The sequence below is a fragment of the Aliiglaciecola sp. 3_MG-2023 genome (assembly GCF_030548205.1).
GTDB lineage: Bacteria > Pseudomonadota > Gammaproteobacteria > Enterobacterales > Alteromonadaceae > Aliiglaciecola.
In genome coordinates, this window is record NZ_JAUORV010000001.1 from 402748 (window position 1) to 419417 (window position 16670).

Consider the following 16670-nt stretch of genomic DNA (forward strand, 5'->3'; position numbering starts at 1 on the left):
TTATCAAGAGCTTTGTATTCGAGTGCCTAATTTAATAGCACTACCGCCCTGTTAAGTGATATTAACAGGGCTTGATTAATAATCTTTGTATGACGGAATTTTAAGGGATGCATTGGCCACACTGACTTCCAAGAAAAATGATATCAAACCACCGGTAATCAGTATCATGCCTAAAATAAACATGGAAATAATGGTGGTATCTAAATTAACCACAGTCAGCCCATTTATCAGCAACAAAATAACATCCATACACACAGTTACCGCTGCGGCTGTTAAAAACGTCACCGCCCAATTAGCAAAACGCATTCTACGACGTAGCGCTTTTAATTCATTTCTAGCTTTGTCAGTTATTTTGGATGGGTCAACATCACCAATTCGTTCAAAATAACGAGCCCGATCAATGATTCTGGCTAAACGGCCCGTCATCACATTCATCATTTGCCCCATACCGACGATTAAGAATACAGGCGCTAACGACAATTGAATAAGCTCAACAGCAGATTCATTTAAATTTAATTCCATTACTTTTTCCACAACTCACTTTCAATGGCTCTTATACCAAAACAATAGTGGAAATGTAAAGAACTCTTGACAATGACCGTTAAAAAAATCACTGAGCTTACACATTTTAAAAATTAATAGTCTTATCGGCTATATTTATGTAACGTCTGTTTATAGCTGTCCATTTGCGTATACTCAGCTAAGGCGGAATTGAACTTTTCAACATCTGCCTCAGGCACGCTGGATTGACTGAACATAACGTAAATGTCTCCGGTGGTCACCGTGAAGCCATGTTCAACAATGTAGTTGTCTAACCCTTTTCTACGCAGCATTGACGCTCCGACGAAGCTATCTTCTAGGAACCCATCAATATCCATATCCAGTAATCGAGCAATATTGAGTTCCCCCATAATACCGCTTACAAAGTTATTTGCTGTCGCTTTACTGTCTTGCAAAATAGTTATCTGGGGTCCGTAATAGTAGTCCCCAACCACGCCAATTTTACTGCCATTGGCGATAAACTCGTCTATATCAGCGTAGGCGGCACGTTTTTTATCATCATTGCGAATATACAAGGAAAACTGTTCGGTTCGATAGGGCTCACTAAAAAATGCGAATGCTTCTCTGGCGGGGGTTTTAGACGCACCAATAAGTATATCAACATTCCCCATTCGTAAATCTTCTAAAAGTGATACCCAGGTACCTTGCACATAGGAAACTGAGCATCCCATTTCATTTAATACGCCGGATACAATTTGAATGTCGACGCCACTTACTTCACCATCTACATTAACATATTGGTAAGGTTCCCAGACATCAAAGCCCAAACTATATGAGCAAGTGGGAAGTTCACTTGCGATATCAATTAATTGTTCTGTGTCCTTCAAAGGTTGTTCTTCAGATGTTTGACTTGACAACTTTGCCTGTTGTGGACTGCATGCTATTAAGGCAAAAGACAAACTCATTACTAGTAGCATTTTAAGCGTTTTCATAATGGTGTCCTCCATAAATAAATCACCCTAAGTTTAAGCGAGATTTCCAAATTTGCTATTTTCCAACTCCTTTTCCCAACACTTAATATAAACTATTGATGTAAGTTTCAGTTATTTAATACAAATTTTCTCTGTAACTCTTTTTGTGGATATTCTACTATTCCAATGTGGCACATCAGTTAGGCAAAATTAATGGATAAACAAGTCAGTTCTAGATCAACTAGTCAAAAAGCACTACGAATTAACCTCGATGAAAAAAAGTACGGGACTATTGTTGAAATAGGCGCAGGGCAAGAGGTTGCCAGACAATTTTTCATTGCGGGCGCTGCAGCCGGCACCATAGCAAAAACGATGTCGGCCTATGACATGGTATTTTCAGATGCGATTTATGGTGTGCAGCAAGATGGGCGATACGTAAGTCAAGCACGTGTTCAAGCGATGATGGAGCAAGAGTTTGACTTAGTAGTAGACCGGGTCGGAAATATTCGTTCTAAAAGCTCTCGTTATTTTGCGTATGCGGCAACAGTGGCCGCTAAAAGCTTCGGCCGTAAAAACGAGTGTCATGCTTGGTTAGGGATCCGTATTCAAATGTACCCTGGCGCTGAACCTTCTGATATTAAAGTGCATGTTCGCATGTTTGATGATAATGCAGAAGCCCAGCAACAAGCCCTTGGTGTAATAGGCGTAAACTTAATATACGCGGCATACTTCTATTTTGAAGATCCTAAGATGATTATCGATTCTCTAACCGATAGCATGAAACCCAACCGTGTTGAAATTGACTTTATTGATTTTAAAGGTCCGTATTTCCTTGATGTCGATAATCGAGCTAAAAATTTACACCTTATCCGCAGTTGGAAAACACGTGCGGTTATGTTCAAACCAGATGGCAGTGTCGCCATCCCTGCTGAGCTCCTATACAAAAAAAATATTCTCACCATTCGTGGCTCATTTAGACCTGTTACTAAATTAAATGTAGATATGATTGAGCAAGGGCAGACCTCATTTTATGAGTTAAAGGGGGTCGACAAATCTAATACAGCGGTGATTGCCGAAATATCATTAAATGATATGAAAGGTAATGACGCACAAATGCCCGAAAAAGATATTGTTGCCCGGGTACAGTTACTTAACTCTTTGGGTTATAACGTGATGGTGTCTGACTATACTCGTTATTTCTCGTTACGTGCTTATTTCCGTCAATATACCAAGATGCAAATTGGTATTGTGGTAGGCATGGTCAACATCAAACAGATTTTTGATGAAGCCAGTTATAAAGGGGTTGAAGGCGGCATAATGGAGGGGTTCGGTAAGCTGTTTCCGGACAATACCCGCATGTTCATTTACCCTGAGATAGATGAAAATGGTGAACTCAATGACTTCACTTTGGTAAAAGTACCAGAACACTTACGTTTCTTATATCGACATTTATTGGAAAATGGCTTCCTAGCCGGAATTGAATGCAGTGATAGTGCGTTATTTTCAATTTACTCCCGAGACCTATTAAAGCAACTGCCCTCAGGTCGAGGAGAATGGGAAAACGCGGTCCCCGAAAGTGTCGCCGAAGAAATCATCGAAAATAAATTTTTTGGATATCGTGAGCGTTAATTTACCTGTAAATTCCCCCCTAAAAAGGCAGTTTCATGAGGTCACTTCATCACTGCCTTTTTTTACATCTGTGTTTATCTGATTTGGCCACTATTTTGAAGTTGGCAAAATATTGCGCAAGATCAATAAAGGGGATATGTAAAAAAACTAAACTGCAATGACTAAACGATTATTGCGAAAACACTATGAACTCAAAACGCTTTTTCGACCCTCAATTACTTGAAAAGTATAATACCAATGGGCCTCGCTATACTTCTTATCCAACCGCTTTATCCTTTTGTGACTCTTTTTACAATGATGATTTGATCAAAGCAGTAAAAACCTCACCTAACACTGATTTGTCTCTTTATATCCACATTCCCTTCTGTCACAGCCTTTGTTATTACTGTGGATGTAACAAAGTGGTTACCCGCCACCCAGAAAAAGCAGATGATTATATGTTCCATCTAATAGGCGAAATAACCCAGCGTAAAGCGCTATTTAAAAAGCATATTGTTCGACAGATTCACTTAGGAGGTGGTACGCCTAGCTTCTTAAGCAAACAGCAGTTATCAAATTTAATGGCCGTACTAAAAAGCCATTTTAATCTCAGTGAAAACATCGAGATTGGCATAGAGATAGACCCCAGAAACTTAACTTTAGATTACATTGACCACCTTGCCAATATCGGTTTTAACCGACTTAGCATTGGCGTTCAAGATATGGATCCTCAGGTACAAAAAGCCATCAATAGAGTGCAATCTACTGAGTTAATCGAACAACTTGTTGAGCGCGCGAACAAAATTGGCTTCAATTCAGTTAATTTGGATCTTATCTATGGCCTCCCCCATCAAACGCCTGAACGTTTTGCACGCACAGTAGATAAAGTTATTGAGATGGGTGTGCAACGAATTTCCCTGTTTAGCTATGCTCATTTGCCGCAACGCTTCCCAGCACAACGAAAGCTGCGTGATGAATGGCTGCCTAACGCAAATCAAAAGCTAGCATTGATGAAACTGGCAATTGAACGCTTCCTGGATGCTGGATATATCATGATCGGGATGGATCATTTTGCTAAACCCAATGACGAACTGGCTAAGGCACAAAGACAACACAAGTTACACCGCAACTTTCAGGGGTACACCACCCATGCAGATTGCGACTTACTCGGATTTGGCGTTTCTGCAATCAGCAATATTGGCGATTGTTTCAGCCAAAACTATAAACAGTTAAACGAATACTACCAAGGGTTAAATGAAACCCATAGTGCGGTCCATAAAGGGGTTAAATTAAACCTTGATGACCAAATTAGAGGCTTTGTCATTAGTCAGTTAATGTGTAATTTCAAACTGGACAAAGCACAAGTAGAGAACCTATATGATATCCAGTTTGACCATTACTTCCGACAAAGTTTGCAAGCTTTGCAGCCGTTCGAGCAAGATAATCTGGTTGAAAATAGCCCTAAGCAAATTATAGTCAAAGACAAAGCTCGTTTACTGATCCGTAATATTTGTATGAGCTTTGATGCCTATATTAAAAATCAACAAATAGGCCGCTATTCAAGGGTGATATAGCATTCGCGTTATTGCCGATGAAGCCTAGAGTAAACCGGCCTTTTTAATACTCAAGTAAGTATTCAATACATTCGGGGTGAGGTGAGAAGCGGGTGCATTGATACAAATTACGCCCTTTTGTTTTAACCTTTGTACATTGCGATCTATGGACTTTTTAATTTTATGGGCTGACGCGTATACAATTGCGTCGTCAAAGGTTTCCACTGGCTGGTCATCAATATTTTTGTAGATAGGCTCTTCAATACTGATCACCGCGACTAAATGTTTGCCTTTGAGTAACTCGATTGCTTTGAGCAAATCATCAAAATCTTCATCACGCAAACAAGTAACTAATAAGATCAACGCTCTTTTGGGCTGTTTAACTAGTAATTCTTGGGCTGCACTCAAATAATCACTGGCGATTTTTTGAGGGTATAGATCATAGAAGTGTTGCATGACTTTACTGACATTTTGTGCGCCACGGACATGGCTTAACCATCGAGATTCACTACCAAAACTTTGCAAACTCAGGTTGTCACCATTTTTCAATGCCGTATAAGACAACATGATCAGAGAATTGAGGGCATGATCAAAATAACTCAGATCGTCGTCCTGCACACGCATACGTCGACCTGAGTCGAGCATTATAATGACGTGCTGATTTTTCTCTTCCTGGTATTCCCGTGAAATCAGTTTGTTAAACCGACTCGTAGCACGCCAGTCAATTTGTTTGATGCTTTCCCCTTCCCGATAATCACGCAGTTGTAGGAAATCCATACCACTTCCACGTTTATTAAACTTTTTTAGCCCTGCTTGGGTAAGGTTCACACTGCCTTGTAAACCCGCCAAATCAGAGATGGCAGTAAAATTCGGAAATACTTTATGTTCGCTAACATGCTCAATCCAATACACACAATCCCAAAACCCAAGCCTCGATTCAACTTTAATCTCAGTGGCGCTAATTTGTGCAGGGCCTCTTCTGCTAGGTGTGATCTGATACGCAAACTCGGCGATTTGTCCTGGCTCTAAGTGGCAACGATGAAAATTATTCGAACAATGCCAATGCTCAGGAACAATTTCACTACATTGCAGATTCAAATTTCGATACCCGCGGTTGGCCATCGCAATGCTCACGTTCTGCTGCACGTGCACCGACAAATTGTTAGGCACTTCTCGTTTTACCGCTACCTGGGGAGGATAACGACTGATAATTAAATCGTACCCCGCCAGTGCAATTGTCACGAATGCCAAGGCCATGGGTATACCAGCAAAGAACCCTAAGCCATTAAAATAAATGACAATAGGCAGCACTAACCCTATCACGGACAAGGTAGCGACCCATTTGAGTAATCGCTTTGAAGGAGCTAACCGTATTCGTTTCATTGCCTTGGAGAAGCCGCCTGCTGAATAATTTCCGACAGCACTTGTTCCGCTGAAGAGCCCGATATTTCGCGTTCCGCAGAGAGGATGATTCGATGCCGTAAAACCGGTAACAACATGGCTTTAATGTGATCGGGCGTGACAAAACCTTGACCTTCACACAAAGCCTTTACCTTAGCTGCCTGCACTAACGCAATGCTCGCGCGAATTCCGGCACCGTGCACTATCCCATCCCACTCGCGAGTGGCGCGTACTAATCCCACCGCATAATCTACGACTTTATCGTCAATCAAAACTCGACTAACCAATGCTTTTAGGCCTAAAGCATCCTCTTTGCTCAACACGCTTTGAATTGAGGCATTAACCACACCGGTTTGGTTTTCTGTATTGAGTTTGGTTAAGGTAATTTCATCTTGATGTTCAGGATAGCTAACCAGAACTTTCAGCATGAAGCGATCCAGTTCAGCTTCCGGTAACGGATAAGTGCCTTCATTGTCGATGGGATTTTGAGTCGCCAGCACCATAAAAGGCGTTTCTAAGGGCATGCTCTGACCATCAATGGTTATTTGGTATTCTTGCATCACTTCCAATAAGGCTGCCTGAGTTTTCGCCGGTGCACGGTTAATCTCATCTGCGAGCAGTAAATGGGTGAATGCGGGTCCTTTACGAAGTGCAAACTTACCTGTGGCCATGTCTAACATTGAATGACCAGTCACATCTGCAGGCATCAAATCAGGGGTAAATTGCACCCGTTTATAATCAAGGTCGATGCTCTTTGCCAACGCTCTTATCAACAAGGTTTTACCTAAACCCGGCACACCTTCAAGTAACACGTGTCCGCCAGCTAAAAATGCAATAATGACTTGTTCTACTACATCATTTTGACCAATCAGAAGCCGCTGTACATTGTTTTTCAACGCATCAATTTGCCCATAGGCTTGATTCAGCGTTTGCTGATCAATGAGCGATTCAGTTTGGCCACCAACAATCGTTTCTTCCGCGGTGATATCTGGTGATGGATTGGATTCTAATTCAGCGTCATTCATAACATTTTCCTGAGAGTCTGTAGACTCGCTATTCTTTGGGTAAATTGCATTTCATTCATTTGCGTTTGGCTAAACATAAGGGCATCGATAATCTCTGTTGACCATCCGCTTAACCCAGACAACTGTTCAAGCAATTGTTGTCTTTCAGCACTTTTGGTTGAAGGCCGTTTTTTATGTAAAGCCACAATAATTGAGTGGCGAATTTCTTCGACTAATAGGTTCTGTCGCTTATGCCGCCAATAAAATTCGCCAGCGGCTTTAATATGCATGGAAAATGGCGTGTTGTTATCTTCATGAGTCCGAAAAATGGGTCCAAATCGCATAGACCAATGCCACATACTCAAGGCAAGTAATACCGCAGAAAACCAAATAAAATAAGGAGCAAAGTCATATAGCAAGCTGAACCAATGGGGTAATTCACGGCTTGAAAATAAGTACACTTTGGATGAATTACCCGCCAATTGAGCTAACAACTCCACATTGTCTTCATTGGCAATTTGATAGTTATTCCAAATATACACCTCAGTTAACAGGGTAATAAGGCCATCGCCCATTTCCATCTGCGCAAATGTTGGGCCGTTTAAATCCCCTGCGGTATAAAATATATTGGGATCTTCTGGCAATACCAATCGATAACGACGTTCAAGATTGACCATTAACGGTTGCTCTTGGGGGTTAATTATCTCAGTTGGCATAAACTCATTTTGGCTGTCTTCAGGCAACCAACTTACAGCCAGGTTGAGTCTTTGAATAAGCTCGTTGGCTCGAAACACATCTGCATCCTGACTCGCGTTGAGGGCCATAACTAAATGGCCACCAGCGTTTACCCAGTCAATTAATTGATTGGCGAGATTGTTAGACAAGGCTATTTCACCTTCAGATAACACAATAGTGTCTTCACCGTCGGGGAAAATAGCGGCCTCACTGCTGGCATACAATAACCGATAATCTTCGAGCAATTGCACTTGGGTGCCTTCTTGTTCAAGGAACAATTTAGCCGCTAAAAATGGTTGTTTGCGTGCCTCTTCATTAAAGCCAATATCCGTGACTTTTTGGTAAGATTCGATTCCAGTGTATAAAAACCCTCCGGCAATCAATATGATCAGTACCGATAAAATCCTTACTGTCCAAGTTTGTTTGTTCTGTACTGGCTGCAAATTGACATTGTTCATGGGCTAACCTCAGATTCTGCAAACAAGGTTTTCCACTGGGCACATAACCATTGCATGGTGGGTTTTTCAGGCCACTCATGTGCCCAGGCTAGATGCACCCACGTATCTACAAGTCGCTGCATAAACTCACTACGCTCACCAACAACAGAGGCTTTAATCACCTCAAGACATTCCCGTTCGGTCATCGATTTTGTTAAAGGTAATGCCTGTTTTTTACTGATTTCCAACAAACTGGTGATTAACATCAACGACATCAATTTGCGATAAGCCTGAGCGTCAAACAAGAGATCAATTTCTGATGCTACATCATCGGGTAAGGTATCTCCCTGATAAGCTTGACTAAATAAAGGCATATCTAATTCTTCTACTGCGGGCTGTTTGGAAGCTTGATTGAAAAACCCTTTAATATTGTCTTTGCTCAGGTAAACCAATAATAACAGTGCAATTCCAAATACTAACCACATTAACACTTCAGAAAAGTTCGCAAAGAATAACAATGCAGCAGTCAACCAAGGGGGTAAATTACTGTCGGATTTTTCTTCCTCTTCTTCATCATCATCTGAGCCCCACCCTACCCAACGGTAGGCAGTTTCGGTTTTTTGCCCATTAAAAGGCGGCGCATCAAGTATGGCTCGTATCTTAACTTCACTTTCAAATTCAATATTCTGCTGGTTTGCAGGATCGGTATCGTTGAGCTCTGATGTTTTCTCGTTGTCAAACTGCGGTACTTCGATTTTCTGTGCGTCATCTTCCGCCCAGGTTTCCGACACCGGTGAAACACATAATACTAAGGCAAAGAGACAACTCAATGTGGCTCCCATTGAAGGTTTAACCACTTTCTTCAGAGCCCGTTTAAAACCAATTTCAATATCCCAACCTTCCAAAATAACTCTGCGATTTAAATAAGCGGCAAAACTACCTGCAATATAAATGGGCCCCATAATCAAATACGCAAAGTAAGTAAATATGTTAAAGGTTAGCTCTACCCCCCAGGCTTCACTCGAGATAGCTTGCCAATAGTCAAAATTAACGCCAGCAGGTACAACGTAACTAATCAGCGCCACTAAACCGAAAATAATCACCAACTCCCATCCCATGCAGATCAAAGTCCACCAACCGGTATTATCATCTGTGGTGCGGTGCAATATAGATAAGCGACGGCTTCGCGCCACGCCCTCCAATCCTTCTAGTTGTTGAATGGCTAAATCAAACCCTCGTGTGGGAGACAAACGCCGCCATGTAATACTGGCAAACCATTGGTTTTTCAATAATTTAGGCCAAGCTTTTATGGCATCTTTTGCGGTGACTGTCTCGCCAAATACTTGGCGACTCAATATATGCAGCAAACCTCTTTCGTAGAGCGGCTTTAACCACCAAAAAGCCACTACACCCCAAACAATATCAATGGCGCAAGCCAACACAAAAACAGGTAAGGTAACGACTAGCCAAAAACTGACTAATGATGAATACCAACGTAACGCCATGCGACAGCCTAAATCGAAGGCTCGCCAACTGTTGCGAGGGCGAATTTCTAGGGTCAAGTTATCAATATTCACGTTACTTTCTCGTGCTTACGAGGGGTTCGAGGAAAAACATAGAGTAACACCCATATCCAACAAGCCGCTCCCACCGTGTATTTCACCGCATTGGGCAACAGAGTACTACTTGACCAAAATGCTTCAATAAATGCAGCTACCACCAACATTAGAAAAGCACCAAAAATGATCGGAAAGGTTATTTTCCCCGCGCGTTTAAGCGCCGCGCTGCGTGACAATTGGCCAGGACGAATAATATGCATACCGATTACGCCACCCGCAGCTGCAGACAGCACTATGGCCGTTAATTCAAAGGAACCATGGGTGATCACAAATGAGAAAAAAGTACTTGAGAAACCTACATTCACAATGTGTGCGCTCACGGCACCAAAAAATATTGCGTTGAATAATAAGTAATAAAGGGTTCCAAAACCCAATAAAAAGCCCCCAACAAAACACTGAAAAGCGATGGAAATATTGTTTTTTATATAAAAGCCGAACATTAAAAAGTCGCTATCAGAGTCCCTTTCGTTTCGATAATTTCCCGTGTTTTCATCAATTCTTGAGGCAGGATCGTACATCTGCTCTAACTGGGTTACCTGAGCATTTGGCATCACATTACGCACAAAATCCGGTTCGATCATAGTGGCGGTAAAGGTAATTAACGCCAAACCGTAGAATAATATATGAGCCCAAATCACATAGGGTCGAATTAGCAATAGCTGGGCGGGAAAATCATACTTTATAAATTGCCAAAAAGGTGCCCAAACTCGGTTGCTTGGTTTATATAAACACTGTTGACCTTGTAGCAGAAGGTCATTTAAGCGAGAAATTAAAGCCGGGCTGTAAAGACGACTTTTTGCCACCGCCAAATCATGGGTGAGTTGCCTAAATGCATGGGGCAGATCAATATCGTATTCATGCAGTTTATTAGGATCTTTTACTGCTTCGGCAAATTCCGTCCATTGTTGTTGACGTAATTGTATAAAGTCATGTTGCTTCATGCTTTCCCCACCAAACTAGCAGCGATGGATTTAAGTTGACTGACAGCGTCAGGCCCTTGCAAATTGAGAATAGGAGATAAAATGTTGGCTAGTTCTTGCTGCCGCTGGGCGCTTAAGGTTTTGCTACGTTCGGCAAATGCAATAATGGATTTCTGCATATCAGCATCAAAGGTCAGTTCTATATGTTTTTGTTTTTCGAAACTAAAGTAACTCATTCGCTGAGGGGCTTCTTGATATATCACCATAGTCCCGCCAATATAATCCCCTACCCGTTTATTGCGTTTAGAGAGAAGTAAACATATGCCCCCCAACAAATAAAAAGAGGGCAGAAAATCTGCGGCTCTGAATAGATTTCGCAGCAGTGAGCCAGCAAAATTCACTGGTAAACCATTGTCATATACCACCGTTAATCCAAAAGACTTCTTACCTGGAGTTTGTCCTTTTGTCACCTCAAATATTACGGGGTAAAACCATTCAACTAAGAACATCACGATAAGCATTATTCCCATTCCAAAGTTACCCGCAAACGCTAACGGAATGATGGCTGCAAGAATAATGACAATACGAATAAGCAGATCATAAACAAAGGCTAAAGTGCGCACCCCAAGGCCCGCTGGCGTGAGTTGGATATCAATACCTTCTGGGGTTTCTAAATTAATTTGATTATCTATTTTCAACACTTGAACTCTTGTTTACAGCCAAAGAAAAGTCATAAAAACACTCATGAATAGACTCCCCCAGTAAAGTATTCCCGGCAAAATCAGCAACCCATTAAACCAACTTAGTCTGTTATTTTGCTCTGCTTGTGGGTCGTCACAAACTAGATTGATGCGCTTCTGAATATATAAAATAGGCAGCAATTGTAAGCCAAGGGTGACCATAAAAAGCAATACAAAGGGTGCGAGTTGATCAGTGGTAGGCTCCCACTGATTGGTTACCACAGACACGACAATGGATATCACATAAAGAGTAGCCATCAAACCTGAAGCTTTGTCTGGGAGATGTTTTGACTGTAAGGCATCATTGACTTGGGTAAACAGTGAATGAATAAAAAACAGATTAAAAATGGCACGCAATATGGGGATACACGAAAAATCACTGTTATCTCTGTATAATTTCCAATTGCGATAAAACCAAAATAAAAGGTAAAGGTTAAGGGTACAAAAGGACAAAATAACTAATTTACTGCGAGACACCACGTAAAAGGCATTATTCTCAATCAAGTTATGCAAGCTTGCGCTAGCTAGCTCCGCTTTGGGGGCGGTATACGGGCTCTCATCTTTAATATTAGTTAACGACATGAACTTCCTTGTACTAACGGCATTACAAACTGAGCACAGGCTCGCCTTCCATTGAGTATGCCATAAACATCTTGCAAATCCAGTAATTTAAAACGGCTAACCTAGCCTTAAGTTAAGCGATCATATTGGGTAAAACACTTGTACAATTGGGTACCACTTAACACTGACGCAGAAGGAAAGTGCAATATTGGAATCAAGTCACATGGCGCACAAATGGTTTCAGTTCCCCGTTCATTTTCTAATTCGTCCACATTCAGTACTTTAGCCAAAGGTTGCCCTTTCTTTACTTCCAAACCAGGTTTAGCTAAATACTCCACCATTCCCCCCTGGTGAGTATATAAGATTTTGTAATTGTTCAAGGTAACTGCCACTCGTTGCATGTTTTTGGGTGTGTATTGCGCATCCACTAAACACCCTTTGGCATTCAAATAAGACAGAATACTTTGTGCATCATACAGACCCTCCTCAAAACTAATGACTTCTTGAGATCCCATCTCTAAGGTAAATGCCTCAACGTCAAACTGAATTGGGCTGGTTCTTTTTTCAGTTAATAAATCTTGTAAGCTCCACCAATGGCAAAAGGTTGCTTCATCCAGGGCACCAGCAAATTTATTGGGAATGAGAATGACATGTGGAATATTAAACAAGGCGGCAGAAGCCTTAGCATACTCTGGCACATAAATATGCCTTGTGGAGACAGGACCATTGTGCAAATCAATAACAATATCGGCATCAAAGGCAAGTTGTTGTAACTTCAAATTGAGTTGTTGGGCCAATCCTAATCCCCAAGTATCCGTCAACTTTTCATCAATTTTCTGTTTAATCGCCTGACGAAAACGAGATTTAATGGACCCTATGGATTCGCCTTCATCAACAGTATCAACAAACTCAGTAACCAAGACTTGATCATAATAATACCCTCTATTCCAATTTGTACCATTAATGGGATCAAATCGCCCTAAAGTATATTCCCCCGCTTTAATATTTGTTCCAACAGGATTACAGTTAGGCACTAGGGTAATCTCACCACAAATATCGAGGCTTTTAAGGGTTTGGATTAAATGATAGATCACGACATTACCCTGAACTTCAGCGCCATGAATTGAGCTTTGCACATATACTTTAGGGCCAGGTTGATTACCCTTAAAACGATACAAGGGCACATTCATATTCCTACCCGAGGCATTTTGAGCAACAACAAGATATTCTTTGGAAAACTGATTCATTTACAGACTCAAACTATCTATACAACATTTATGATTACGGTAAATGAATCACAACAGTTGTACAAATTAATATGTGTTTTTGTGAGATCCGTTTTTGTTTAAAACAGGTATTTATTCATTGTATTTTTGATTAACCATAAGGATTTTAGCTTTGAGTAACCCAGTTACCATAATGTGGTTTCGTCAAGACCTTCGCCTGCGCGACAACCCGGCACTGCGCGAGGCCTGTAACAATGGCGATGTTATTCCTGTTTATATTTATGACGATTGCAATGCCGAAAGTTTCAGTCCAGGCGCTGCCAGTAAATGGTGGCTACATCATTCATTGCACAGCCTTAATAAGTCGTTGGATGGAAAATTACACATAGCTCGCGGCAATCCCATCGATGCATTACAAAAAATGATTGCGCAAACCGGGGCTCATCAAGTGGTATGGAATCGCTGTTACGAACCTTGGCAAATTCATCGTGATAAAGCGATTAAACAGCAATTGAAAGAGCAAGAGGTTGAAGTTAACAGCTTTAACGGATCCTTATTGTGGGAGCCATGGACGATAATGAATCAAAGTGGTACGCCTTATAAAGTTTTTACCCCTTTCTACCGCAAAGGGTGTTTAAAAGCTCCCTCTCCTCGTTCAGTTGAAGCTTCACCCAAACAGCCTAATTTTATGTATCAAAAAAACCTTGATGCAGGCATAGATAGCCTTGAATTGTTGCCTAAAATTAGCTGGTATAAACAGATGCAACAGCAGTGGCAACCAGGCGAGGAAGGAGCTGGCGTTGCATTAAGTGAGTTTTTACATGATCCCGTAAATGATTATAAACAAGCCCGCGATGTGCCTAGCCTGAGTGGCACTTCGCACCTGTCACCGCATTTACATTTTGGTGAAATTTCCCCTAACCAAGTTTGGTATGCCACCTTGCATAAGTTTAACGGCAGTATGGATAACGCCGATATGGATTGCTTTTTAAGTGAAATAGGTTGGCGTGAATTTAGTTATTATTTGCTGTATCACTTCCCTACTTTACCCAGTGAAAACTACAACGCCAAATTTAACCAATACCAGTGGCGTGGCCGCAACAATGACTTGGAAGCGTGGCAACAAGGTCAGACGGGCGTGCCCATTGTGGATGCGGGCATGCGCGAGCTTTGGCAAACGGGTTACATGCATAATCGAGTGCGTATGATAGTCGGCTCCTATTTAGTTAAAAATTTGCGAACACACTGGCATCATGGCGAAAGTTGGTTTTGGGACTGTTTATTAGATGCGGATCTAGCGGCTAATAGTGCGAGTTGGCAATGGGTAGCCGGTTCTGGTGCTGATGCCTCACCTTTTTTCAGAATATTTAACCCTGTGACCCAAGGCGAAAAATTCGATACTCAAGGGGAATACGTCCGTCATTATTGCCCTGAATTGAAACATCTTCCCAATAAATATATCCACAAACCTTGGGATGCGCCTCAGGATGTATTACGTGAAGCGGGGATCTGTCTTGGAAAAGACTACCCTCATCCTTTAGTGGATTTAAAAGCGTCCCGCCAACAGGCTTTAGATGCCTATGAAGCTGTTAAAAACGCCTAAATGACAGGATTAAATTAACGCCATGGCTAACACCTTAAGACTCATTCTCGCAGATCAGCTAAGTATGTCATTAGCCAGCTTACAAGACTGCGACAAAAACAACGATTTGATTCTACTGGCGGAAGTGAAAGCCGAGGCCAATTACGTAAAACATCATAAAAAGAAAATCGCGTTTTTGTTTTCTGCTATGCGTCATTTTGCTGAAGCACTAACCAATTCAGGTTATCAAGTTCGCTACATCAAATATGATGATCCTGACAACCAAGGCTGCTTATTCAAAGAAGTGGCACGGGCTACTCAAAACGCAAACATTGAACAAATCGCGCTGACTTTTCCAGGCGAATATCGTGTTTTGGAAGATTTTAAGAGTTGGCAACAAAAGTTAGATATTCCCGTCACAATCATGGACGATGACCGATTTTTAAGTCATATCGATGATTTTGCCAAGTGGGCAAAAGACAAAAAACAGCTGCGAATGGAGTTTTTTTATCGGCAAATGCGGCAAACAACAATGACGTTAATGGAGGCCGATCAACCCAGCGGAGGAAAATGGAATTACGATAGCGCTAACCGCAATGCCATGGATAAAGATGTTGAAATTCCTACTCATACCCAATTTAAACCCGACCAAATCACCGAAGACGTATTACAACTAGTGGAAACTGAATTTGCAGACCATTTTGGCAATTTGCAGAATTTTCATTTTGCCACCACGCGTAAGCAGGCTCTGGGGGTTTTACAGGACTTTGTAACAGAAAGACTGGTCAACTTTGGCCAATACCAAGATGCCATGGTGCAAGGTAAACCCTGGTTATTCCACTCGCATATCAGTTTTTATTTAAATTGCGGCTTGCTGCTACCAAGAGAAGTTATCGAACTTGCAGAGAATGCCTATCATAATGGCGATGCGCCGCTGAATTCTGTTGAGGGATTTATTCGTCAAGTGCTTGGTTGGCGTGAGTATGTAAGAGGAATTTACTGGCTGAAAATGCCCGATTACAAAAAACAAAATGCCCTTCATGCCCAGCGTACGTTACCAGAGTTTTTCTGGAGTGCAGAAACGGATATGAACTGTTTGCAACAATGTATCAGTGAAACACGCGATAATGCCTATGCTCATCATATACAGCGACTGATGATTCTAGGAAACTTTTTGTTATTGTCTGGCGTGCATCCTGACGATGTCAATGAGTGGTATTTAATTGTCTATGCCGATGCCTATGAATGGGTGGAAATGCCGAATGTAAGCGGCATGATTTTATACGCTGATGGCGGACTGCTCGCCAGTAAACCCTATGCAGCCAGTGGTAGCTATATTAATAAAATGTCGAATTACTGCCAGCATTGCCATTACAACGTTAAACAGAAAAACGGTCCTCAGGCCTGCCCCTTCAATTATCTTTATTGGGATTTTCTAGATCGTAACCGCGAAAAGCTTGCCACAAACCCAAGGTTAGGCATGCCATTCGCCACGTTGAATAAGATGAAAGACGATAAATTAAGGCATATTCGCCAAGACAGCGAAATATTTTTTAAGGCGTTAGATAATAACGAACGCGTGTAGGCGGTGGCTTTAGCCCCGAGAAAAATATGACCTGTAGTCGGCGGCTTTAGCCCCGAGGATTGTTTTCATTCCTCCATGTCCCCCCATGGCCTAAAGACCATGCTACAGGGTGATTGATTCATCCATGGGGTGATTCTGTTGTAGGCGGGTGCTTTAGCCCCGAGGATTGTTTTCATTCCTCCATGTCCCCCCATGGCCTAAAGACCATGCTACAGGGTGATTGATTC

The 16670-nt window shown here is 41.7% G+C and carries 14 protein-coding genes; 4 read left to right on the forward strand and 10 right to left on the reverse strand.

The genetic code is table 11. From position 1 onward, the window contains the following. Positions 1-75: 75 nt before the first annotated feature. Positions 76-522 carry a DUF2721 domain-containing protein gene (locus tag Q4574_RS01875; protein ID WP_303470798.1) on the reverse strand — a complete coding sequence of 149 codons (447 nt, stop codon included), beginning with the start codon at positions 520-522 and terminating at the stop codon, positions 76-78. A gap of 122 nt (positions 523-644) precedes the next feature. Further along, positions 645-1493, reverse strand: coding sequence for an ABC transporter substrate-binding protein (locus Q4574_RS01880; RefSeq protein ID WP_303470799.1), 849 nt, complete (start codon positions 1491-1493; stop codon positions 645-647). A 192-nt stretch (positions 1494-1685) separates the two neighbouring features. On the opposite strand from Q4574_RS01880, the gene Q4574_RS01885 reads away from it, so the two are divergent. Both Q4574_RS01885 and hemN read left to right on the forward strand, forming a co-directional pair. Continuing rightward, positions 1686-3101 (forward strand): TonB-dependent receptor, encoded by a 1416-nt coding sequence (locus Q4574_RS01885; RefSeq protein WP_303470800.1) that lies wholly within the window; start codon positions 1686-1688, stop codon positions 3099-3101. A 185-nt stretch (positions 3102-3286) separates the two neighbouring features. After that, positions 3287-4654 (forward strand): oxygen-independent coproporphyrinogen III oxidase, encoded by a 1368-nt coding sequence (gene hemN / locus Q4574_RS01890; RefSeq protein ID WP_303470801.1) that lies wholly within the window; start codon positions 3287-3289, stop codon positions 4652-4654. A gap of 24 nt (positions 4655-4678) precedes the next feature. Here the strand turns inward: hemN and Q4574_RS01895 are convergent, their stop codons facing one another. The 8 genes from Q4574_RS01895 to Q4574_RS01930 form a co-directional block, all read right to left on the reverse strand. Then, positions 4679-6016, reverse strand: a complete 1338-nt coding sequence (locus Q4574_RS01895) for a DUF58 domain-containing protein (protein ID WP_303470805.1) — start codon at positions 6014-6016, stop codon at positions 4679-4681. Beyond that, positions 6013-7059 carry a MoxR family ATPase gene (locus tag Q4574_RS01900; protein ID WP_303470807.1) on the reverse strand — a complete coding sequence of 349 codons (1047 nt, stop codon included), beginning with the start codon at positions 7057-7059 and terminating at the stop codon, positions 6013-6015. The genes Q4574_RS01895 and Q4574_RS01900 overlap by 4 nt, the downstream gene beginning before the upstream one ends. After that, positions 7056-8231: a DUF4350 domain-containing protein gene (locus tag Q4574_RS01905; protein WP_303470809.1), complete on the reverse strand. Its 1176-nt coding sequence runs from the start codon at positions 8229-8231 to the stop codon at positions 7056-7058. The genes Q4574_RS01900 and Q4574_RS01905 overlap by 4 nt, the downstream gene beginning before the upstream one ends. Next, complete coding sequence (locus Q4574_RS01910; RefSeq protein WP_303470811.1) at positions 8228-9787, reverse strand: hypothetical protein; 1560 nt, start codon at positions 9785-9787, stop codon at positions 8228-8230. Before Q4574_RS01910 ends, Q4574_RS01905 begins: the two co-directional genes overlap by 4 nt. Then, a complete protein-coding gene (locus Q4574_RS01915) occupies positions 9784-10770 on the reverse strand; it encodes a stage II sporulation protein M (protein ID WP_303470813.1) in 987 nt (328 codons plus the stop codon). Before Q4574_RS01915 ends, Q4574_RS01910 begins: the two co-directional genes overlap by 4 nt. Beyond that, positions 10767-11450, reverse strand: a complete 684-nt coding sequence (locus Q4574_RS01920) for an RDD family protein (protein WP_303470814.1) — start codon at positions 11448-11450, stop codon at positions 10767-10769. Before Q4574_RS01920 ends, Q4574_RS01915 begins: the two co-directional genes overlap by 4 nt. 12 nt (positions 11451-11462) lie before the next feature. Beyond that, entirely contained in the window at positions 11463-12071 is a 609-nt protein-coding gene (locus Q4574_RS01925; RefSeq protein WP_303470816.1) for a hypothetical protein, read from the reverse strand. A 107-nt stretch (positions 12072-12178) separates the two neighbouring features. Next, on the reverse strand, positions 12179-13297 hold the full coding sequence (locus tag Q4574_RS01930; protein ID WP_303470818.1) for a succinylglutamate desuccinylase/aspartoacylase family protein: 1119 nt from the start codon (positions 13295-13297) through the stop codon (positions 12179-12181). A gap of 151 nt (positions 13298-13448) precedes the next feature. Between Q4574_RS01930 and Q4574_RS01935 the strand changes: the two genes are divergently transcribed. After that, positions 13449-14879 (forward strand): deoxyribodipyrimidine photo-lyase, encoded by a 1431-nt coding sequence (locus Q4574_RS01935; protein WP_303470821.1) that lies wholly within the window; start codon positions 13449-13451, stop codon positions 14877-14879. A gap of 22 nt (positions 14880-14901) precedes the next feature. Further along, a complete protein-coding gene (locus Q4574_RS01940; RefSeq protein WP_303470823.1) occupies positions 14902-16443 on the forward strand; it encodes a cryptochrome/photolyase family protein in 1542 nt (513 codons plus the stop codon). Positions 16444-16670: the final 227 nt, after the last annotated feature.